Source organism: Campylobacter concisus (assembly GCF_002165785.1).
Classification (GTDB): Bacteria; Campylobacterota; Campylobacteria; order Campylobacterales; family Campylobacteraceae; genus Campylobacter_A; species Campylobacter_A concisus_W.
The window spans coordinates 166105-187124 of the sequence record NZ_NDYO01000006.1 but is presented as its reverse complement, the minus strand read 5'-3'; the positions used below and the strand labels follow the sequence as shown (position 1 = coordinate 187124).

22 protein-coding genes are annotated in these 21020 nt (G+C 37.5%); 12 read left to right on the top strand and 10 right to left on the bottom strand.

Going from position 1 to position 21020, the window contains the following annotated elements:
• The 3 genes from B9N62_RS05725 to ychF are packed head-to-tail and all read left to right on the top strand — an operon-like array spanning position 1 to position 3141.
• Positions 1-606, top strand: coding sequence for a DedA family protein (locus B9N62_RS05725; protein WP_021083652.1), 606 nt, complete (start codon positions 1-3; stop codon positions 604-606).
• A complete protein-coding gene (locus tag B9N62_RS05720) occupies positions 587-2038 on the top strand; it encodes a leucyl aminopeptidase (protein WP_087584747.1) in 1452 nt (483 codons plus the stop codon). Before B9N62_RS05725 ends, B9N62_RS05720 begins: the two co-directional genes overlap by 20 nt.
• Entirely contained in the window at positions 2038-3141 is a 1104-nt protein-coding gene (ychF, locus tag B9N62_RS05715; protein WP_087584746.1) for a redox-regulated ATPase YchF, read from the top strand. The genes B9N62_RS05720 and ychF overlap by 1 nt, the downstream gene beginning before the upstream one ends.
• A 496-nt stretch (positions 3142-3637) precedes the next feature.
• On the opposite strand, the gene B9N62_RS05710 is transcribed toward ychF, so the two are convergent.
• The 6 genes from B9N62_RS05710 to mscL form a co-directional block, all read right to left on the bottom strand.
• Entirely contained in the window at positions 3638-4432 is a 795-nt protein-coding gene (locus B9N62_RS05710; protein ID WP_087584745.1) for a phosphatidylserine decarboxylase, read from the bottom strand.
• Position 4433: 1 nt separating this feature from the next.
• Positions 4434-5546: a metallophosphoesterase gene (locus tag B9N62_RS05705; RefSeq protein ID WP_087584744.1), complete on the bottom strand. Its 1113-nt coding sequence runs from the start codon at positions 5544-5546 to the stop codon at positions 4434-4436.
• Positions 5547-5739: 193 nt separating this feature from the next.
• The gene (locus tag B9N62_RS05700) at positions 5740-7107 is read right to left on the bottom strand and encodes a multiheme c-type cytochrome (RefSeq protein ID WP_087584743.1); all 1368 of its coding nucleotides are present in this window, start codon (positions 7105-7107) and stop codon (positions 5740-5742) included.
• A gap of 9 nt (positions 7108-7116) precedes the next feature.
• Positions 7117-7689, bottom strand: a complete 573-nt coding sequence (locus B9N62_RS05695; RefSeq protein ID WP_021089703.1) for a cytochrome c3 family protein — start codon at positions 7687-7689, stop codon at positions 7117-7119.
• Positions 7690-7809: 120 nt separating this feature from the next.
• Positions 7810-8448 (bottom strand): Crp/Fnr family transcriptional regulator, encoded by a 639-nt coding sequence (locus B9N62_RS05690; protein WP_084108542.1) that lies wholly within the window; start codon positions 8446-8448, stop codon positions 7810-7812.
• Positions 8449-8549: 101 nt separating this feature from the next.
• A complete protein-coding gene (mscL, locus tag B9N62_RS05685; RefSeq protein WP_087584742.1) occupies positions 8550-8954 on the bottom strand; it encodes a large-conductance mechanosensitive channel protein MscL in 405 nt (134 codons plus the stop codon).
• A gap of 145 nt (positions 8955-9099) precedes the next feature.
• Here mscL and gltX point away from each other — a divergent pair, with 145 nt between their 5' ends.
• From gltX to B9N62_RS05670, 3 genes are read left to right on the top strand one after another with little or no spacing between them, the layout of a single operon-like run.
• Complete coding sequence (gltX, locus tag B9N62_RS05680; protein WP_087584741.1) at positions 9100-10395, top strand: glutamate--tRNA ligase; 1296 nt, start codon at positions 9100-9102, stop codon at positions 10393-10395.
• A gap of 8 nt (positions 10396-10403) precedes the next feature.
• A complete protein-coding gene (locus tag B9N62_RS05675; RefSeq protein ID WP_087584740.1) occupies positions 10404-10697 on the top strand; it encodes a YggT family protein in 294 nt (97 codons plus the stop codon).
• Complete coding sequence (locus tag B9N62_RS05670; RefSeq protein ID WP_087584739.1) at positions 10675-12312, top strand: lytic transglycosylase domain-containing protein; 1638 nt, start codon at positions 10675-10677, stop codon at positions 12310-12312. Before B9N62_RS05675 ends, B9N62_RS05670 begins: the two co-directional genes overlap by 23 nt.
• On the opposite strand, the gene B9N62_RS05665 is transcribed toward B9N62_RS05670, so the two are convergent.
• The gene (locus B9N62_RS05665) at positions 12233-12712 is read right to left on the bottom strand and encodes a hypothetical protein (protein WP_087584738.1); all 480 of its coding nucleotides are present in this window, start codon (positions 12710-12712) and stop codon (positions 12233-12235) included. The two genes, B9N62_RS05670 and B9N62_RS05665, sit on opposite strands and share 80 nt — an antisense overlap.
• 120 nt (positions 12713-12832) lie before the next feature.
• On the opposite strand from B9N62_RS05665, the gene mobB reads away from it, so the two are divergent.
• From mobB to B9N62_RS05640, 5 genes are read left to right on the top strand one after another with little or no spacing between them, the layout of a single operon-like run.
• Positions 12833-13312 carry a molybdopterin-guanine dinucleotide biosynthesis protein B gene (mobB, locus tag B9N62_RS05660; protein WP_087584737.1) on the top strand — a complete coding sequence of 160 codons (480 nt, stop codon included), beginning with the start codon at positions 12833-12835 and terminating at the stop codon, positions 13310-13312.
• Positions 13312-14175 carry a class 1 fructose-bisphosphatase gene (locus B9N62_RS05655; protein ID WP_257640191.1) on the top strand — a complete coding sequence of 288 codons (864 nt, stop codon included), beginning with the start codon at positions 13312-13314 and terminating at the stop codon, positions 14173-14175. The genes mobB and B9N62_RS05655 overlap by 1 nt, the downstream gene beginning before the upstream one ends.
• Complete coding sequence (locus B9N62_RS05650; protein WP_087584735.1) at positions 14175-14384, top strand: hypothetical protein; 210 nt, start codon at positions 14175-14177, stop codon at positions 14382-14384. The genes B9N62_RS05655 and B9N62_RS05650 overlap by 1 nt, the downstream gene beginning before the upstream one ends.
• Positions 14385-14403: 19 nt before the next feature.
• On the top strand, positions 14404-16326 hold the full coding sequence (gene metG, locus B9N62_RS05645) for a methionine--tRNA ligase (protein ID WP_087584734.1): 1923 nt from the start codon (positions 14404-14406) through the stop codon (positions 16324-16326).
• Positions 16327-17310 (top strand): ferrochelatase, encoded by a 984-nt coding sequence (locus B9N62_RS05640; RefSeq protein WP_087584733.1) that lies wholly within the window; start codon positions 16327-16329, stop codon positions 17308-17310.
• Here the strand turns inward: B9N62_RS05640 and ybeY are convergent.
• Entirely contained in the window at positions 17307-17750 is a 444-nt protein-coding gene (gene ybeY / locus B9N62_RS05635; protein WP_087584732.1) for an rRNA maturation RNase YbeY, read from the bottom strand. The two genes, B9N62_RS05640 and ybeY, sit on opposite strands and share 4 nt — an antisense overlap.
• A gap of 25 nt (positions 17751-17775) precedes the next feature.
• Here ybeY and queC point away from each other — a divergent pair, with 25 nt between their 5' ends.
• Positions 17776-18489, top strand: a complete 714-nt coding sequence (gene queC, locus B9N62_RS05630) for a 7-cyano-7-deazaguanine synthase QueC (protein ID WP_257640189.1) — start codon at positions 17776-17778, stop codon at positions 18487-18489.
• Between the two features lie 212 nt (positions 18490-18701).
• Here queC and mrdA read toward each other — a convergent pair whose 3' ends face one another.
• Together mrdA and B9N62_RS05620 are read right to left on the bottom strand one after the other, a co-directional pair.
• Positions 18702-20531, bottom strand: a complete 1830-nt coding sequence (gene mrdA, locus B9N62_RS05625; protein ID WP_087584730.1) for a penicillin-binding protein 2 — start codon at positions 20529-20531, stop codon at positions 18702-18704.
• The gene (locus B9N62_RS05620) at positions 20528-21019 is read right to left on the bottom strand and encodes a hypothetical protein (RefSeq protein WP_085657841.1); all 492 of its coding nucleotides are present in this window, start codon (positions 21017-21019) and stop codon (positions 20528-20530) included. The genes mrdA and B9N62_RS05620 overlap by 4 nt, the downstream gene beginning before the upstream one ends.
• Position 21020 lies beyond the last annotated feature (1 nt).

The window sequence follows — 21020 nt, the reverse complement described above, 5'->3', positions numbered from 1 at the left end:
ATGGAAGAGTTTTTTATAGAACTGCTTAAAGAGTACGGCTACATCATACTTTTTGTCTGGTGTATCATGGAGGGCGAGATGGCCTTAATAATGGCTGGAATTCTCGCTCACACCACGCACATGCACATCGCACTTGCTATCTTTGTGGCTGGACTTGGAGGCTTTGTGGGAGATCAAATTTACTTCTACCTTGGTCGTTACAATAAAAAATACATCGCAAAAAGGCTTCACACGCAGCGGAGAAAATTTGCAGTGGCGCACATAATGCTGAAAAAATACGGCTGGCCGATCATCTTTTTGCAACGCTACATGTATGGCTTTCGTGTCATCATACCGCTTTGCATAGGGCTTACCGGCTATGATGCTAAAAAATACGCCTTTATAAATTTAATCAGCGCTTGGTGCTGGGCGGCGATCACCACCATACCTGCTTGGATACTTGGCGAGCATATATTAGTGCTGCTTCAAAAAGCAAAAGAGCACTGGTATGTCGCTATCCCAGTGGTTGCCATATTTATGGGGCTTTTGATATATACATTTAAGCGCATCGAAAATAAAATTTTAAACGAAAGGAGAGACAGAAGACATGCAGTTTCAAATAGTTGATAAAAAATTAAAAGATATAAAAGCTGATATTGAACTAATTTTCGTAGTAGACAAGGACTTGAAACATAAATTTATAGGCAATAAAGAGGCTATTAAATTTAACAATTATAAAGGCGATAGCGTCCTTATCCTAAGCGAGGCAAAAAGGGCTTACGTGCCACTTTCTAAGCTTGATCTTGACGAACTAAGACTTGCAGCCGCTAAAGCTTACAATGCGCTAAAATCACTAAACATTAAGAGCATAAAGCTAGCTTCTTACGTAGCGGAGTGTCAAAAACTAAGCTTTGAAGCGTTAGCTGAGGGCTTTTTGCTTGGAAGTTATGAATTTAACAAGTATAAAGAAAAAAAAGAGAAATACACCCTTAAAGAGATCATCTTTTCTACTGAAGAATTTGCTGGCAAAAAGGTCGATCTAGAGGCTGCAAACGAGGGCTTTAAAGAGGCAGAGATAATAGCAAGTGCTACAAATTTCACAAAAGATATCGTAAATGAAATTCCAGAAATTTACACACCACAAAAGATGGCCGAGGACGCGCAAAATTTAGCCAAAAATATCGCAAGTATAAAGTGCGAGGTCTATGACGAGAAATTTTTAGCAAAAGAGAATATGAACGCATTTTTGGCGGTAAACCGTGCAAGCGTGCATAAACCAAGGCTTATCCATCTAACCTACAAGCCTAAAAAGTCTAAAAAACGTATCATATTTGTCGGTAAAGGCCTAACATACGATAGTGGCGGACTTAGCTTAAAGCCTGCTGATTATATGCTCACTATGAAATCAGACAAAAGCGGTGCAGCAGCAGCTCTTGGCATCATAAAAGGTGCAGCGGAGCTAAATTTACCATTTGAAATTCACGCCATTTTGGGCGCAACTGAAAATATGATCGGCGGCAACGCCTATAAGCCAGACGACGTGCTTATTTCAAGAAGTGGCGTTAGCATAGAGGTTAGAAACACTGATGCAGAAGGACGTTTAGTGCTGGCTGACTGCCTAAGCTACGCACAAGACTTTAAACCAGACATCCTAATCGACATGGCAACCCTAACTGGCGCTTGCGTCGTGGGACTTGGCGAATACACAACTGGCATCATGAGCAACAGCGAGAGCCTAAAAAATGAGTTTAAAAACAAGATAAAAGATAGTGGCGAGCTAGCGACTGTGCTTGATTTTAACCCTTATCTTAGCGAGCTTATCAAAAGCCAGATCGCAGACGTTAGCAACTGCGCCTCAAGCAGATATGGCGGCGCGATCACGGCTGGCATGTTTTTGGCCAAATTTATCAAAGATGAGTATAAAGATAAGTGGCTACACCTCGATATCGCAGGTCCAGCATACCGCGAAAAGGCTTGGGGATACAACCAAGCAGGTGCGAGCGGGGCTGGCGTTAGGATGAATTTATACTTTTTACAAGCACTTAGCAAGGAGAATTGATGGGACTTTCAGTTGGAATCGTAGGCCTACCAAATGTAGGCAAATCAACGACATTTAACGCACTTACAAAGGCGCAAAATGCCGAGAGTGCGAACTATCCATTTTGTACGATCGAGCCAAACAAAGCCATCGTGCCAGTGCCTGATAAACGCCTAAATGAGCTTGCAAAGATAGTAAGTCCAAATAAAATTCAATATTCAACCATCGAATTTGTCGATATCGCAGGTCTTGTAAAAGGGGCGAGCTCTGGTGAGGGACTTGGCAATAAATTTTTATCAAACATCAGAGAGACAGAGCTTATCTTGCACATCGTTCGCTGCTTTGAAGATGAAAATATCACCCACGTCGAGGGTAGCGTCGATCCAGTAAGAGACATCGAGATCATCCAAACTGAGCTGATACTAGCTGACATCGAGCAGCTAAATAAAAAGATAGAAAAGCTTACAAGAGAGGCGAAAGCAAACGCAAAAGGTGCAAAAGAAGCGCTTGAGATAGCAAATTTACTTTTGGCTTATCTAAATGAAGGTAAAAGTGCAAGTAGCTTTGAGCAAAGAGATAGCGAGGCATTTTTGGCACTTAACAAAGAGCTAAGACTTCTAAGCGCAAAAGAGGTAGTTTATGGTGCGAACGTCGATGAAGAAGGGCTTAGCGAAGATAATAAATTTGTAAAAGCGCTAAAAGAGTACGCAAAAGCTTCAGATCACGAGGTGATCAAGCTTTGCGCCAAGGTCGAAGAGGAGCTAATCGGCCTAAGCGACGAAGAGGCACACGAGTTTCTGGCATCTCTTGGCACGAACGAGAGCGGACTTGAGAAGATCATCAAAACGTCTTTTGCGAAGCTAAATTTGATAAGCTATTTCACCGCTGGCGTCGTAGAAGTTAGAGCTTGGACGATCACAAATGGCTGGAAAGCGCCAAAAGCAGCAAGCGTCATCCACAATGACTTTGAGAGGGGCTTTATTAGAGCTGAAGTGATAAGCTATGACGACTATATCGCACATGGCGGTGAAAACGGAGCCAAAGAGGCTGGCAAAATAAGGCTTGAGGGCAAAGACTACATCGTACAAGATGGCGATGTTATGCACTTTAGGTTTAATGTTTAAATTTTAGCCCTCTTTTGGGCTAAATAGTCAAAATTTACACATAAAAATATTTAAGTCTTGGGATGTAAGACGATTTTAAACTTCCTTATTATAGTTAATAAAAATTCTTCTGAAAAATATACTAAGCTATATCGTCTTATTAATATCTTTATTGATACATAAGCTTCTCTATACAAGCAATGATGTAAAAGCTATCAGCTCTGTGATATCAATATGGGTTTTATAAGTAAAGATAATAGCTTAGTTGCAGAGGTTGATGGTTTAATGAAGAACACAATTAAAGCAAGAAAGATTTCGATAGATAAAATAATGCACTCATTATATTTTACAAGCTTTCATACCTATAATAAATTTTGAAAACTATGAGTTTGTGACTATAAAAAACATGACACTGTTTTAAGCTATTATAATGAATATATGAAAAACCACCAAAGTCTAAGCAAATAAGACACCGGCCAAGTAAGGTATAAAAATTTTACTTATATGCCTAGCGTATTTATTTTATAAGCCCGATAGTCTCAGCAAATTTAAGCTCTTTATTTTCAAAGAGATTGTATTCGATCGCATCTTTTTCGCTTAGTATCACGATAGTTGAGCCAAGCTCGAAATTCCCAAGGCGCTCGCCCTTTTTGATATGTAAATTTTCATACTCGTAAATTTGTGTAAAATTTGCCATCGCATTTGTTTGTATACGCTCATCAAAGTAAAATTTCATCTTTCCGACATTTAGCGCACCTACAAAAACAAGCCAAAGTTTTTTACCATTTTTCGTCTCACAAGATAGCGCTACGCGTTCGTTCTTTGTATAAAGACTATCCACTTTTGCGAGCCATTTTGCAGCCACGCTGTAAAGTTTACCCGGAATGTATATGGCTTTTTTAATGGCAATATCACAAGGCGCATGATAATGATGATAATCTTTTGGGCTAAGATAGATATTTGCAAAGTCATATTCGCCCTCAAGCTTGCTCTGCCCCAATAGCTCACTTACACTATACTCCATGCCTTTTATGCTAAAGGCCCTTAGTTCCTTTGTGCTGCCAAAACTAAGACAAGTACCATCAACTGGGCTTATAAACATTTCATCTGCTGCATCAAAATCTCTTAGTTTTATGAGCCTTCTAGTAAAAAGCTCATTTAAATTTTTATATTCATTTGCTGGTTTAAACTCGCTCATATCTATCTTAAACAGCTTTATGTAAAAAGAATTTATGGCCTCTTGAAGTGGTTTGAAAAAGTTAATCCTTGCAACCTTTCCAAAAATTTGTGAAAACAGATTGTCTTTATTCATTTTATTCCTTACTTAAGTTTAATATTGCAATCTCACTTGGAGCAAAAATTCTAACAGGAGGCCCCCAAAATCCAGCACCACTGCTAACATAAGCTTGCATTTTATCATTAATCTTATAAAGGCCATGTAAAAATCCCTGATCAAGTAAGACTAGAAGACCAAAAGGGAAAATTTGACCAGCGTGTGTATGACCGCAAAGTACCAGATCAACGTCTTGTTGCATTGATTTTATAAATTTTGGCTGATGAGAGAGCAAGATGGTAGGTAGCGATGGGTCACGTCCTGTCAATGCTTCATCTAAATTTGGCTCTAAATGTTTAAATCTAAAGCCAGCCAGATCGTAAACGCCAGCTAGATTTATACTTGCAATTTTTTTGTTTTTATTACCTAAAATTTCTATGCCAAGAGAACTGATCTTTTCTAAAATACCATCTATCCCGTGATAATACTCATGATTACCAGGGACATAGAAAGTCCCATAAGTACTTTTAAGACTTTTTAATGGCTCCAAAAAATCTCCTATAAAAGCAGCATTTATATCAACCAAGTCGCCCACTATCACTACGATGTCAGGATTTGCCAAATTTATGCCATTGACGAGTTTTTTCATAAAGTCTTTCTGTAAAAATTCTCCTATATGCACGTCAGTTATCATGGCTATTTTTAGGTTGCTTTGTAAATTTTTTATTTTTATATCTACTTGCCTGATCTTTGGTGGCGTTAAAGCATTGAAAATACCTTTTAAAAAACAAGCAATTACAAAAATGACAAATGTAATATCAAAACAAAATTTTATAAATTTTCGTCTTGTTGGACTAAAATTACTTTTAGAAAAAATACTACGTAAAATATCGTAAAATAGACTAACAGCAAACAAAAATAGTGAAAAACCTATGAGTATACCAGCGATCAAATAAAGCTCAATACTTAGGAATGAAAACCTGATCTGAAGAACAAATATAAACTCAAGGATACAAATAACATATAAAAGTATCCTAATTTTTGCAAGATATGGTATAAAAAATGAGACCTTTTTTATGAAACGATTATACGAATAAAAATTTATAAGAAAACTAAATACGAATGCTCCAATAATAATTCTCAAAAGCCCCAAAAACTCTCCTTGTAAAAAATAGAAAATTATATTTTATGTTTTTAAATTTATGCTATAAAAATTAATATCTTATTTTTAATGTTATTAGTCTTAAAAATTGTATAGTTTTGAACGTATAAAAAATGATTTAAGTTGAGTAAATCTAATAGTTATTTAAGAAAGTAAGGTGGGAAAACTCCCACCTTAAAAAGAATTACTGGACTTTGCCAGACTCAATTCTTTCTTTATAGATTTTGCGAAGTTTTCTAATGTCGTTCTTAACTTCAAATACTCCATGCCAGTGTGAATAGTCAGGGCCACCCATTAGAGCGCCTTGTCTCATACGACGGCCTTCATGGTGCCACATATGATAGTAAACATCTTGGAATTCATCTTCCCAAGCATCTGCAAGTAGTAAGTTTTTAGCTTTCAACTCTTCAAGCATCTTAGTTGCTTCAGCATTGTAAACGTTATAAAGCTCTACTTGTTTATCACCCATAATGAAGAAGTTATCTGTATGAGTTGATGTATGGCAAGCTTTACAAACTAGCTTCATCTCAGCTCTTGCTGCTTCTGGTCCATTTGGATGACCTGCTAGAGGTGTTCCTACGTTTAGTTTGCCAGTTTTTTCGTAAACAACAGCAGCTTGTTCATCACCAGCTGTTCTTAGCTTACTGCTGACGCCCCATAGGTTCCATTTTAGTCTTCTTGAAACATTGTGAGTTGTTGTTGTTTCACCAACACCACTCATGTGGCAAGCTGCACAAGTTGGAGCTCTAAAGTCTGGTACATCCCATGTATCAGGAGCAGCATCAAAATTCCATTTGTGAGCTTCGCTATTATAGATATGTCCGTGCATTGAGTTGTTAAAGATCTCAATATCTGGGTGATCAGGTCCAAGGTGGCAAGATGCACAAGCAGCTGGTTTTCTAGCTTCAGCTATATCAAATTTATGAACGCTATGGCAAGATTTACAATTTCCTATGCCACCATCAGGATAAACATTACCTATACCGTAGTTTGGCCAAGTCTCTTTTGTAGGTTTGTGATCAGCGTCTAGTTTGATGACGGTTCCGTGGCACTGAGAACAACCAGTAGCGTCTGGAGCCATTTTGTATTCTGGATGATCCATACCTTCATAGTGATACATTAGTTTTACTATCACAGGGTTAGCATACATTTGCATAGCAGCTCTTGTGTGACCACTCTTAGTAAATTCTTCAACTTCATTCTCGTGGCACTTAGCACAAGTTTTTGGGCTAACTAGCATTGAAACATGGTTGTTAGAATCTTTTGGATGCACCTTAACTGAAGCCATAGGATTATCTGCATTTACAGAGTGGCAATCCATACAACTTACGCCAACGTGAGCGTGGCGACTATTTTTCCAATCGGCAACTATGCCGGGTGTCTCTTTAGCGTGGCACTCAACACAGCTTTTTGATAAGTCTGACATTTTGTGAGCAACTTTAATGTTTTTTACAACATTAAGGTTTAAAGCGTCAGATTTATTTGCATCCATGTTTGCGGCAAAGCCAAAAGACATTAGACAGGCTAATAACATTAGCGACTTTTTAAACATCTCTCCTCCTTACTTGGTTTTATTGTTTTCTTGTTTTTTAATTGCTTCAAATTTATCGATTTGTAGTCCTAAATTTTTGTGACCAACGTGCTCGTGGCAATCAACACATGATTTTTTATTAGGATTTCCAAGAACGAAATAATCTCTATGTGGCAAAAATGATTTACCAGCTTGAATAACATTTTTTAAATTTGAGTGGCAAGTCAAACATCCACTATCATATACAAAGTGAGATGCATGCTCGCGTTTTTTACGCCAGTCGATCTTGTCTGTATCTGTAAAAAATGTCTTATAGCCATCATTTATCGATACTTTAAGTTTTGTAAGCACATAGGTATAGGCACTTGTATGATTTAGGTGACAGGCTGAACATTCAGCTTTTATGCCAAGCTTGTTATTGCCGCCGTGTACATCTTCATGATATGCAGCATTCATAGGATCCATCGTGTGACACATGGTACAGACAAATCCGCTACCAGTCGCATGAAGTGCATCAGCTATGCCCATAGAAGCGATAAGGCCGATTACGATGCCTATTATCACAGATGACCAAACAAAAAATTTCTTCTTAACTTCAGCCAAAATTTCCTCCTGAATTTATCAATATATCGTAAATTTTTACGAAAATTTTAGACGAATACTATCCAAAAATATATAAATTTTTTCTTTAAGTAAATGAAAATATTTATTTGATATTAACTTTCAATAAGAATAAATTTCTTGCAGTCCACCCACATCTTTTTCCAAAATTTGGTTCTTTTCATCAAGTTTAACCAAACCATTTGTTTTAAATTTATTTAAAATTCTTGAAAAAGTTTCTGGAGTCATATTAAGTATTGATGAAATTTTTGTATGTTTTAGTTCATTAAATAAATCTTCATGATCTAAAATAAACCTAGCTACTTTTTCTTCTGAGCTTAAAATTAACTCTTGATGAAGTAGATTTGTTGTGATTCTTATCTTTTCAGACATTGACTTTAAAAATTTCATACAAATTTCTGGTTTTATTAAAAATTCAGCCGCAAATTTTTCATAATTTATCTTTAATACCTCGCCAGATATGGTAAAAATGGCACTAGCTGGGTAGACAATATTTTCAAAATTTACAACTTCCGCAACAAAATTCATAGGAGCCAGCTGATGAATAAAAATTTCTTTTCCGTTTGCCGTGGTTTTATAAAGCTTAACAGAGCCGCTTATTAAAAATATTAACCATTTTGGCTCCTCGCCTTCTATAAATAAAAATTCACCCTTTTTATACTTTTTTACGACACTTATGGCTTCAAGTTTGGCTAAATCTTCTTCGTTTAAGCCTTGAAAAAACGGGATTTTTTCTATCATATTTTTACTCGCCTTTTTAAAATAAAAAACATTTTAGCATATAAAAATAAGATAAATTTTAATAGATTTTCAAAGGGAATTTCCCCTTTGAATTTATGAAATTATTTTTTAAGTAGATCTCTAATCTCGGTTAAAAGTGCAATGTCGGCTGGAGTTTCAGGCTCTGCTGGAGCTGGCTCCTCTTTTGGTAATTTATTTTTAAGTGTATTTAAAGCCTTGATAACGCAGAAAATACAAAAAGCAATGATTAAAAAATCAACCATTGTTTGTATAAATGAGCCATAGTTTATCGTAACAGCAGGTGTACTATCTACCGCTTCTTTTAGCGTAAGCTTAAGATCAGTAAAATTTACACCGCCAGTTAAAACGCCAACAACTGGCATGATAACATCACCAACTAGTGATGAAACGATCTTTCCAAACGCGCCGCCTATAACAACGCCAACAGCCATATCTATGACATTTCCACGCATCGCAAATTCTTTAAATTCGCTTATAAAACTCATTATTTCTCCTAAAAATGTTAAATTTTTGTTCGGATTTTATTCAAGAAATGCTTTGCTTCGGCTAAAAAAATCAAATTACATAACTTTAAATTTATCAAGCTAGTGTTATAATCCAAACTTCAAATTTAACGTAAGGAATGAGCTTATGTATCGTTTTGCACCCTCTCCAACAGGAGATATGCACATAGGAAATTTACGTGCTGCTATTTTTAACTATATTTGTTCTTTGCAAGATAAAAGTGGCTTTATTTTACGCATAGAAGATACCGACAAAGAGCGAAATATCGAGGGAAAAGAGAAAGATATCTTAGAAATTTTGAGCAAATTTGGCATAAAACCAAAGCAAATTTACATCCAAAGTGAAAATTTAAAATTCCACAGACAGCTTGCATCAAAGCTTCTCATCGATAAAAAGGCATTTGCTTGCTTTTGCACCGAAGAAGAGCTCGAAGCAAAAAAACAAAAAGCAAAAGAGCAAGGCGTGGCATATAGATATGACGGCACCTGCGAGAGACTAAGCGATGCTGAAGTTTTAAACTGCGAGAAGCCATTTGTCATCCGTATGAAAAAACCAACACGCACGATGAGCTTTACAGATGCGATCAAGGGCGAGCTAAGCTTCGAGCCAGACGCAGTTGATAGCTTTGTCATCATGAGAGCAGACAAAACTCCAACTTACAACTTTGCTTGTGCAGTCGATGATATGCTTGAAGGCGTGACCTTTGTCATACGTGGCGAGGATCACGTGAGCAACACACCGAAGCAAGACCTCATACGCGAGGGCCTTGGCTACACTGGCAAGATGAACTACGCGCATTTGCCTATACTTTTAAATATTGAAGGTAAAAAAATGAGCAAGCGCGAGAACGAATCAAGTGTAAAATGGCTCTTTGAGCAGGGATTTTTACCTGAGGCGATCGCAAATTATTTGATACTTCTTGGCAACAAAACTCCAACTGAAATTTTTACGATAGAAGATGCAGTGAAGTGGTTCGATATAACCAAAATTTCACGCTCACCTGCTAGGTTTGACGTGAAAAAACTTGAGCAGATAAATAGAGAACACATCAAGCTTGCTTCAAAAGAGCGCATAAAAGAAATTTTTGGCGTAGATGAGAGCAAGGCTGAGTTAGTTAAATTTTACACTCAAGAAAGCTCACTAGTACCTGAGATAAAAGCAAAAGTAGAGGCTATATACTCACCAAAAATAGCTCCAGATGAGTACAAAAACGAATTTGAGATCATCAAAAAAGCAGCTCGTAATTTAAAAGCTTGCGAAACATTTGATGAGTTTAAAAAAGAGCTTATGAGCGTTACAAATTTAAAAGGTAAAAACTTTTTCATGCCGCTACGTGCGCTTCTTACAAACGACCTTCACGGTCCTGAGCTTAGTGAACTCTATCCTCTTATCAAAGATGATCTGGCTAAAATTTTAATCTAGGAGCAAAAATGATACTTTCCACCCTATTTTCAGCGATCGCAAACATTTTGCACCTTATTATCACGGTCTATACTTGGGTCGTCATCGCAGCAGCTCTGATTAGCTGGGTCAGACCTGATCCTAGCTCGCCGGTCGTACAGCTACTTTATAGGCTAACTGAGCCGGTTTATAGCTTTATTAGGCGCTACATAAAGACAAATTTTAGCGGCATCGACTTTACTCCGCTTATTGTGCTTTTAGCACTTCAATTTTTAGATCAATTTTTAATAAGGCTTTTATTTGGTTTTGCTGCGTCACTTTAGTATTTTCTCTCTTGTCTGTGTTACTCTTTTGGCCAAAATTTATACCTACGAAGAGCTAAAAAACGAGCCAAAAAGCCTAGCAAAAGACTACTACATAAACCGCCTCATCAACGAAGGTAGCTACACAAAAGAGCAGATTGCAGATCTTTCGCGTGATGTATTTAGAAAAGCAGGCCTTGTTCAAAAATCAATCGATAAAATTTTGCCTCCAAAAGCAGCTCCTAGCAAATGTCCTGGTATAAATGCAAAAAATATCACCCAGGCAAATCTAACCTGCCAAAATTTGTTAACATCTATTGCGTTTAGCTTAAAGCTTGATAACCATACTCGTGAAATTTTAGCAACCAATCTTGCAAAGACAAATCCAGAAAAATCAAAAATTTTACTCGCACTAAATGAGACAAATCCAGCCCAGGCATTTGTAAAACTAAACGATACAAAGAGCTTTTTAGAACTTTTTAACGCCTCTAGTCCACAGAACAAAAATACACTTTTTAGTGAAAGCTTTGATGCAAATTTCATGACCAAGCTCTACTCGCAAAAGGACTTTACAAATTTATTAAACGACCTTGTTTTTAACAAGAAAAATGAAGATTTTAGAAGAAATTTGCTGAGTATTGATCCAGCTGTCACCGAAAAAAGTGATGCTTTTACGCTTGGATTAAATGCAATTTTACTAGGACAAGACGATATCGCTTTTAGTCTTTTTGCAAGAGCCAAGAGTACATTTGAAAGGGCATGGCAAAGAGATAATGCGACCTTTTGGCAGTACCAGATAAGCAAAAACGAAAGCTTTTTAAAAGAGCTAAGTGCCAGCAAGGACGCAAATATCTACTCGCTTTACGCAAGAGATGTGGTAGGTGGTGAGCCGCTTGAGGTTATAGTGCCAAGACCAAGCAAACAAAACATTGAAAATTTTGATGTGAGCGATCCATTTTTATGGAATAAAACTGTAGCCCTTGCAAAGGATATGAACGCCACGCAAGCAAGCGAATTTGCGAAGAAATTTTATACAAACGAAAGTATCGGTGCCTATGCATACTTCATGCAAAAGGCGCATGGCTGGGAGAAGCAATACTTCTTGATGCCAAGCTCTCCTGAGCTTGAGGGCATCAGCAACGAGAGAAAATCGATGATCTACGCATTGGCTAGACAAGAGAGCCTTTTTATCCCAAGCGTTGTTTCTACTTCATACGCTCTTGGTATGATGCAGTTTATGCCATTTCTAGCAAATGCGATCGGTAAAAAAGAGTTAAAAATTCAAAATTTTGATGAGGATGATCTTTTTAAAACAGATATTGCATTTAAATTTGCAAATCACCACTTAAACTATCTTGATAAATTTCTCTATCACCCGCTATTTACAGCCTACGCATATAATGGCGGTATCGGCTTTACCAAAAAAGTCATCACAAGAGATGATATGTTTAAAGAGGGAAAATTTGAGCCATTTTTATCGATCGAGCTAGTCCCTGTTGCAGAGACTAGAAACTACGGCAAGAAGGTGCTTGCAAACTACGTGATCTATATGGCGCTTAATGGTTCCAGTATAAAGATTTCGCAACTTTTCGAAAATTTAACAAAACCGGCTTTGACTGATAAATTTCGAAACTAAGCGCAAGATTGTCGCTTTGCTTACTTGGTGCGGTCACTTCATAATAAACTGCCCAAGGCATAGAAAATCCAGCAAATTTTAGCATCTCGTCATTTTCATCAAGTAGCCTTGCATTTGTGGCATTTGAGTCGTTGTTTACCTTGATATTATTTAGCTCACTAGCGTGCTCTTTTGGATTTATGGCCACCAAAAAGTGCTCTTTGCTTGCATCTAAATCTGAGTTATAAATAGGATTTAGATAAGTTGCTACAACTAGCGTTCTATCGGTGCCGTCAATGATCTCGCTCTTACTTGTGTAAGCCAAAAGCTCATTTTTTAATGGCTCATGCACGATCACTTTTTGATCGGCGCAGCCAAATATCATCAAAACAAATATAAAAAATAGTGTAAATTTTCTCATAAAAACTCTTAAAAGGTTAAATTTTCTCGCATTTTAGCATTTTATTTTTTAAATTTCACTCATAAATTTTAAAGCCAAGATGAGCTATAATCGCAAGAAATTTTAATGAAAAAGGCTCTTATGAAAAGACTTGCCATTGCTTTTTCTGGCCCTTCAAATAGCGGAAAAACGACGCTTATCTTAAAAGTCGCAAAAAAATTTATAGATGATGGGCTAAAGGTCGTTGTGGTCAAGCACGACCCAGGCGACAAGGCCAAATTTGACGTTGAAGGCAAGGATAGCTTTAAATTTTCCCAGGCAGGAGCCGACGTAGTCGTGATGAGTCCGACTAGAACGACTTATTTTTCACAAAGCTCACAAGAGATAGGCGAGGTCATAAGGATGATCGGCGAGTTTGACATGCTCTTAGTCGAGGGGCTAAAGACGCTACCACTGCCAAGACTAAGCGTTTTTAAAGGTGAGATCGACGAATCTTATCTTAGCTTTTCAGATGCGATCGCCACTTATAAAGAGCAGATCCCTTACGAGATCACCAATCTAAATTTAGACGATATAGACGCCATTTGTGCGTGGATAATCAAAAATGCAAAGGCTGTATAATGCAAGAATTAAACCAAATTTTTAACACCATAAAAGAGATCGCAAAAGAGATAAGCGAAGTGATAAAATACGCCGATCTTGGCTACACAACTCACGAAAACGCAACCGGCGACACACAGCTAAAGCTTGATGTCAAAAGCGACGAGATCATCACAGCTAAATTTAAGGAGCTTGCCTGCGTAAAAGCGCTAATTAGCGAAGAAAAAGAGGACGAACTTGAGATAAACAAAAATGCTAAATTTATCATCGCTTACGATCCACTTGATGGCTCAAGCCTAGTTGATGTAAATTTCGCCGTTGGCTCGATCTTTGGTATCTATGAAAACGAAGTAAAACCAGAAAATTTAATAGCCGCAGCTTACAGCATCTATGGCCCAAGACTTGAGCTGGTAATTGCTGAGAAAAAGGGTGCTTTGCCTAAATTTTATAGACTTGGCAAAGAGGGCGAGTTTAAATTTATAAAAGAGCTTGAGCTAAAAGAAAAAGGCAAGCTAAATGCCACGGGAGCCACACAAAAAGGCTGGAGCCAAACGCATAGAAATTTTATAAACGAGCTATTCAACCAAGGATATAGGCTAAGATACTCAGGTGCGATGGTGAGCGATCTGCATCAAATTTTACTAAAAGGTGGCGGGCTTTTTAGCTACCCAGCAACGAGCGATCATCCAAATGGCAAGCTAAGGGTAGTCTTTGAGGTATTGCCATTTGCCTTCATATATGAAAACGCAAAGGGCGCAACGACAAACGGCAAAAACCAAACGCTTTTTGATATAAAAATAGAAAAAATTCACCAAACAACGCCATGTTTTTTTGGCTCACACGATGAAATTTCTCTTTTGCATAAATTTTACGAGAAAAAATAATGCAAGAAAACGAGCAATTGGACGCATTTGAACTAGCCTTGAAGCAAAAGGCAAAGATCTTGCAAGAATGCCAAGAACAAAAAGGGCAAAAAAGCTGCTTTAACTGCGAAGTATTTTTTGACTGCGAGACAAGAAAAGAATATGTAAACAGTTGCTATAACTCAATGTCAAAAGGCAATACCGGCAGCGACGGTGGATTTGATTTCTAAAAATTTAAAGGATAAAAATATGAAAGAAAAAGCTTATATAACGACACCAATATATTATGTAAACGACGTGCCACACATTGGCCATGCATATACGACCATCATCGCTGATACACTTGCTAGATTTAACCGCTTGCAAGGCAAAGAGACTTATTTTATGACAGGCACAGACGAGCATGGACAAAAGATCGAGCAGGCAGCTCGTGCTAGAGGCAAAACTCCAAAAGAGTATGCTGACGAGATCAGTGCGAAATTTAGATCACTTTGGGATGAGTTTGAGATAAGCTACGACCATTTTATAAGAACAACCGACGAAGAGCACAAACAAACCGTGCAAAATGTCTTTGAAAAAATGCAAGCAAATGGCGACATTTACAAAGGCGAATATGAGGGATTTTACTGCGTTAGCTGTGAAACTTTTTTTAACCAAAGAGACCTACTAGAAGACAACCACTGTCCAGACTGTGGCCGCGTGACGTCTTTAGTCAAAGAAGAGAGCTACTTTTTCAAGCTTTCAAAATATGAAGACGCGCTTTTAAAATGGTACGAAAATGACGAGCTTTGCGTCATCCCAAAAGGCAAGAAAAACGAGGTCGTAAGCTTTGTAAAAGGTGGACTAAAAGATCTTTCAGTAACTAGAACGAGCTTTGATTGGGGCATAAAGCTACCAAAGAGCGCAAACGACGACAAACACGTTATGTACGTTTGGCTTGACGCGCTTATAAACTACCTAACAACACTAGGATATTCAAGAGATGACGCTAGAATGGATCTTTGGCCATACACTACTCATATCGTTGGCAAAGATATTTTACGCTTTCACGCAGTTTACTGGCCGGCATTTTTGATGAGTCTTGGCTTACCATTACCAAAACACGTAGCAGCGCACGGCTGGTGGACCATAAATGGTGAAAAAATGAGCAAAAGTAAGGGTAATGTTATAAACCCAAGAGAGGTTGCAAACGCTTACGGGCTTGAAAATTTCAGATACTTTTTGCTTAGAGAAGTACCATTTGGTCAAGATGGCGATTACAGCCAAAAGGCTTTGATTGAGCGTATAAATTCAGAACTTGGCAATGGACTTGGTAACTTGCTAAGCCGTATTGTTGGCATGAGTGCAAAGTATAGCGACTATAAAATCGGTTCAAAAGACGTGATCAAATTTCACAAAGCCGAACTTGATGAGGCGAAGGGCTACCTTGATGAGGCTATAAAAAATTTAGAAATTTTAGCAACAAACCGCTATTTAGAGGATCTTTGGAAGGTCGTAACGCTTGCAAATGCAGCCGTTGCGAAGTATGAGCCATGGTCACTTGTAAAAGCTGGCAAAACTGACGAGGCAAACGCGCTTGTGGCACTTTGCGCAAATTTACTTGCAAAAGTGGCGATACTGCTTAGTCCAGCCATGCCAAAAATTTGTGCTAAGATAGCTGACACGCTTGGCTTTAGCATAGACACAGCATCTTATGAAAGTCTTGTTTTGAAAAATGAAATTTCAAATTTTGTAGCAAAAGCTACCGAGCCACTTTTCCCAAGAATAGAAAAAGAGCTAATGAGCGAGGCAAATGAGTCAAAGGTTGAGGTAAAAGCTGAGCCAAAAGAGGAGAAAAAAGAGGACGAAATCATTAGCATTGATGACTTTGCAAAGGTGGTGATAAAAGTAGGTGAAGTGCTCGAGTGCGAGAGAGTCGAGGGTAGTGAGAAACTGCTTAAATTTAAGATAGATCTTGGCGAGGAGCAGCCGCGTCAAATTTTATCTGGCATCGCAAAATACTACGAGCCTAGCTCGCTTGTGGGCAAACAAGTTTGCGTTTTAGCAAATTTAAAAGAGCGAACGATGATGAAAAAATATGTCTCTCAAGGCATGATCCTAAGCGCATCTGATGGCTCACTAACACTTCTTGGTACGCAAGGTAAAGTTAAAAATGGCGCGATCGTTGGCTAAATGACAATAGAAAATTTAACTCGTCTAATAAATGCCGAGGCTCTAAATGCACCGACGATAACTAGCGTAAGCGAGTTTGTTTTCGAACTAAAGCATGTAAGACGTGGCTTTGCCTATATTTGCTTAAACGCAAACGATAGCGACATAGAAACAGCGATTAAACAAGGCGCATACGCCATAATTAGCGAAGATAATGTGTCAATTATCGACAAAGAGATCGCCTTTTTAAAAGTTAGTAGCTTACAAACTGCCATGATAAAACTCATGAGATTTGAGGCTACTCACAAAGATTTAAAATTTTGCGCCGTAAATCCTTTTATAAATGACTTTTTAGAAAAATCAAAGCTTGGCTCTAATGCACACGTCATGTCAAAAAATATCACTGAGCTTTTTAATCAAATTTTTCACGCAAAGGTCTTTGATATCTTTTTTGGCGATGATACAAGAACACTTCAGAGAATATCGCCTCTTTTTGAGACCATTTACACAGATACAACTATGCACGAGATAAATCCAAGCTCGATATTTTTTACAAGCACAGTCTTTAAGCAAACATACTATCAAAACTTAAACATACCACGAGTTTTTACTGGGATGTTTTATGGGCTTTTAAAATTTCTTGATAGCAATAAAATTTCATTTAAGCCCTATGAAGGTAGGATTAGTGGGCACTTTGATCCGATTTTCATAGACAAAAATTTTTCTCCAACAAGCTTTGGAAATAGCTTTAGAGCTATAATCACTGAGAGTGATGAAGATCTATTTGTAAGTCAAAGTATATTTTTAAATAAAAAATTTAGCCCTGATGAGATAAAAATTTGTTTGCCTGAGGGCTCTTTATTAAAAGTACAAAATGCTATTTATTTTAAAAATTTAGGCGAGATAAAAAAACTAAAAAACTTTGTTTATATATTGATCTTATGCCAAAAAGAAGAACTCCTAGAAGAGCTTCACAAAACCACCGAAGAAAATTCGCTATTTTAGTTTGGCTTTTTTTCGTTTATTAGATCAATAAGCCTAACATCCTCACTTCTTACAATTAGACTTTTAGGCAACTCAAATTTCTTGATAACCTCGCACTCTTTTTCTCTCATTTCGCCATCATCTTTTTCATGATCAAATCCTAATATATGAAGCAATCCATGTGTAAAAAGTAGTGCGGTTTCGGCCTCTTCGCTATGATTTAGCTCAGTTGCTTTCTCTTTTACCATATCTTTATTTATAACAATTGAGCCAAGTGGAGCGTGAATGACAAGCTCAAGCGGAAAGCTTAAAACATCTGTCGTTTTATCAATGCCTCGCTCAGTTTTATTTAGTTCTCTCATTTCTTCCTTATCAACAAAAACTAGCTCGATTTCTCCTAGTGTCAAATATTCACAAATTTCATCTAAAATTTTTGGATAGCTCTCTTCGCAAAGTATCATTTTAGGCTCTTTCCTTAGTAACTTTTTGTATAATTCTAGCAAAAATAAAAGGCAAAATATGAAAAAAGCAGTTTGTATAATGAGCGGCGGTATGGATAGCACGCTTTGTGCTGTAATGGCAAAAAAGGCTGGATATGATATCGTAGCGCTTCATTTTGACTATGAACAAAGGACGATGAGGCGCGAGAAGCGTGCGTTTGATGAGATATGTGAGCGACTAGGGGTTGCTAAAAAGCTTAGCCTTGATGTTAGCTTTATAGCACAAATCGGTGGAAATTCGTTAACAGATACCAGCATAAAAATAAGAAAAGATGGGGTAGAAAAAGACGTGCCAAATACCTATGTACCTTTTAGAAATGGCGTGTTTATCTCTGTCGCTGCCGCACTTGCTGAAAAAGAGGGAGCAGAAGCTATCTATATCGGTGTCGTAGAAGAAGATAGCTCAGGGTACCCAGACTGCAAAGAGAGCTTCATAAAAAGAATGAACGAAGCTATAAATTTAGGCACATCAGATAGCTTTTCTTGCCAGATAGTTACACCTCTTGTAAATTTAAGCAAGGCTGATATCGTAGCAAAGTCACTTGAACTTGACTCACCAATAGAGCTAACCTGGAGCTGCTATGAGAGTGAGGACGAGGCATGCGGACTTTGTGATAGCTGTAGGCTAAGGCTAAATGGCTTTAAAAAGGCAAACGCCACTGATAAAATCACATATAAAAATCAAAAATTTTCCTTATGAGCCTCTAAAAGTGGCAAATTATTAAGCAAGGGTATTAAAGATATATCAACGCTTAGGCTCTTACTACCTACCAAAAACATAAATTCTCGATCAAGCTTGCCCAAATTTAATAAAGAAGATTAAAAAGTAGTTGATAAATTTAGTCAAGGGTACAGTAAAAATTTCTAAGTCAGTGGTCACTGCCACGGCTTTTTAGTGATCTTTATTTTTTCTTATTGTCTTGTTTTTTTATTTTGATCGCTTTGGATTTTTTCTAAATTTATATATCCCATTTCAACGAGTTTATTATAAATTTGAGCGATTTTTGGTCCAGCCGCACTTCCACCATGGCCACCATGCTCGATAACCATTGTGATGACATATTGCGGATCTTCATAAGGTGCATATGTAGTCATCCACGCATGAGATCTTTGCAAATACGCCATATCCTCTTCTTTCATACGCTTCTTTTCAGTTTGAGAAATTCCAACGACCTGGGCAGTACCGGTCTTTGCAGCAACTTTGACTAGGCTTCCAATAAAATGCCTATTTGCCGTGCCTCTTGGGTGATTTGCCACTTCATACATTGCATGCCTAATGGCAGGTAGCTGTGACTTTTCAAACGGCGTAAAAGCATCATCTGTTGGCGTAAAATCAACATCCTTGCCATCTATGCTCTTTAAAAAATGTGGCGTTACATTTAGCCCAGTTGCAAGGCCTGCTGTGTATTTAGCCACCTGCATAGGCGTGACTAAGAAATTTCCCTGTCCGATAGAAGTGATAAGGGTCTCACCTTGAAACCACGCTTTGCCATACTTCCTCATCTTCCACTCTCTACTTGGCAAAGTCCCCACAAACTCATTTGGCAAATCAACCTCGGTTTTTCTACCAAAACCCATACGTTCAAGTATCGGCACAATAGCGTCGATCCCTATCTTTTGACTACCTTTATAAAAATAATCATCACAGCTCTCTCTAATTGCCGTATTCATATTAACATTTCCATGTCCGTGAGAGTTCCAGCAGCGGAATTTACGCCCTCCGAGCTCATACGAGCCACTACAAAAAAAGCTATCGTATTTACTCATGCCATTATCCAAAAACGCAAGCGCCATACCCATTTTTACGACCGAACCTGGCGGATAAAGGCCGTTTATTAGCTTATTTGTAAAAGGATGATCGACGTTTTTTACAAGCTCTTCCCATTCAGGCTGAGAAATTCCAAGTACAAATGGATTTAGATCATACTCAGGAAAGCTTCCTGCTGCGATGATAGCACCGTCTTTTAGACTCATAACGATAACGCTTCCTGCATCCTTGCCAAAGACATCGGCCACAAACTGCTGAAGCTCAAGATCGACTGCAAGCTTGATGTTTTGACTTTGTGGCGCTTGATAGTTTATCTGCTCGATCTCTTCATTTAAGGCATTTACCTTTATCTTTTTAAATCCCTGAATTCCTTGTAAGATCGGATTATAAAACCGCTCCACGCCACTTCTTCCAATATAATTTGTAAGCTTTGTCAAAGGATCATTATCCATATCTTTTTGATTTGCCCTACCGACATAGCCGATGATGTGAGAAGCCAGATCGTTATATGGATAGTGGCGTTTTGAAGCGGGTCTTATCTCTAAATTTTCACGCAAAGAAAGTGATGCAAAAAATGGTAAAAATTTATCATAATCAATAAATTCGACCACATTTATAAAATCTTGGTTATAAGCTGAATCATTTTTTATGTATTCATTTTTAAGCTTTGTAACATTTAGATCACTAAATAGTGAGCCAATGTAAGCTAGCTCATCATCTAAAATTTTTACCTTTTTATTAGCACTTAAATGAGGCCTAATGGATACTGAAAAGCCAAGACGATTAACAGCCATTGGCTTATCATGTGCGTCAAAGATGATACCCCTAACTGGCGGAATATAAATAGTCTTTATCGCGTTTTGTTCTGCAATCTCGTTGTAGTAAGTATTTGAGTTGATGCTTAGGTGATAAATTCGTCCCAAAAGTATAATCCAAAAAAGAGCGATTACACTAAAGACGATGCGCATCCTCATAGCACTTTATCCCTAAAAAGAACGATAGCAAGGATACTTTCAAATGCTATAAAAAATAGATATTCAGACGAAAATGCTAAATTTTGCTCATTTAAAACATAAGCAAATAGATTATTTACAAGAAATGTTAAAGTATATCCAGCTGCTACAAAGATGATAAGTAGGCAGTTTCGCCACTTCATCGTGGTATAGAGCCAGTCTAGAATAAAATTATAAAAAAGTAAAAAAGCAATAATCGTTGAAAAAAGATGAAATCCATGGATTTGCTCAGCAAATATTATAAAAATTATCGCAAAGTACCAATTATGCTTAAACTCGTCGTATTGCTTTTGTTTTCTTGAATACTCCAAAATCATATAAGTAAAAAAAATGCCAATGAGTGGCGGCAAAAAGCCAAATTGCGTAGTTGCGATCTCATACGAGAATAAAAAAACAGCCCACCAAAATTCTTTAAAAATTTTAATATCTAAGCTGCTTATGGTTTGCATT

Coding starts and splice junctions, on each gene's coding strand:
- B9N62_RS05725 (WP_021083652.1), top strand. CDS start 1: ATGGAAGAGTTTTTTATAGAACTGCTTAAAGAGTACGGCTACATCATA.
- B9N62_RS05720 (WP_087584747.1), top strand. CDS start 587: ATGCAGTTTCAAATAGTTGATAAAAAATTAAAAGATATAAAAGCTGAT.
- ychF (WP_087584746.1), top strand. CDS start 2,038: ATGGGACTTTCAGTTGGAATCGTAGGCCTACCAAATGTAGGCAAATCA.
- B9N62_RS05710 (WP_087584745.1), bottom strand. CDS start 4,432: ATGAATAAAGACAATCTGTTTTCACAAATTTTTGGAAAGGTTGCAAGG.
- B9N62_RS05700 (WP_087584743.1), bottom strand. CDS start 7,107: ATGTTTAAAAAGTCGCTAATGTTATTAGCCTGTCTAATGTCTTTTGGC.
- B9N62_RS05690 (WP_084108542.1), bottom strand. CDS start 8,448: ATGATAGAAAAAATCCCGTTTTTTCAAGGCTTAAACGAAGAAGATTTA.
- mscL (WP_087584742.1), bottom strand. CDS start 8,954: ATGAGTTTTATAAGCGAATTTAAAGAATTTGCGATGCGTGGAAATGTC.
- gltX (WP_087584741.1), top strand. CDS start 9,100: ATGTATCGTTTTGCACCCTCTCCAACAGGAGATATGCACATAGGAAAT.
- B9N62_RS05675 (WP_087584740.1), top strand. CDS start 10,404: ATGATACTTTCCACCCTATTTTCAGCGATCGCAAACATTTTGCACCTT.
- B9N62_RS05665 (WP_087584738.1), bottom strand. CDS start 12,712: ATGAGAAAATTTACACTATTTTTTATATTTGTTTTGATGATATTTGGC.
- mobB (WP_087584737.1), top strand. CDS start 12,833: ATGAAAAGACTTGCCATTGCTTTTTCTGGCCCTTCAAATAGCGGAAAA.
- B9N62_RS05655 (WP_257640191.1), top strand. CDS start 13,312: ATGCAAGAATTAAACCAAATTTTTAACACCATAAAAGAGATCGCAAAA.
- B9N62_RS05650 (WP_087584735.1), top strand. CDS start 14,175: ATGCAAGAAAACGAGCAATTGGACGCATTTGAACTAGCCTTGAAGCAA.
- metG (WP_087584734.1), top strand. CDS start 14,404: ATGAAAGAAAAAGCTTATATAACGACACCAATATATTATGTAAACGAC.
- B9N62_RS05640 (WP_087584733.1), top strand. CDS start 16,327: ATGACAATAGAAAATTTAACTCGTCTAATAAATGCCGAGGCTCTAAAT.
- ybeY (WP_087584732.1), bottom strand. CDS start 17,750: ATGATACTTTGCGAAGAGAGCTATCCAAAAATTTTAGATGAAATTTGT.
- mrdA (WP_087584730.1), bottom strand. CDS start 20,531: ATGAGGATGCGCATCGTCTTTAGTGTAATCGCTCTTTTTTGGATTATA.
- B9N62_RS05620 (WP_085657841.1), bottom strand. CDS start 21,019: ATGCAAACCATAAGCAGCTTAGATATTAAAATTTTTAAAGAATTTTGG.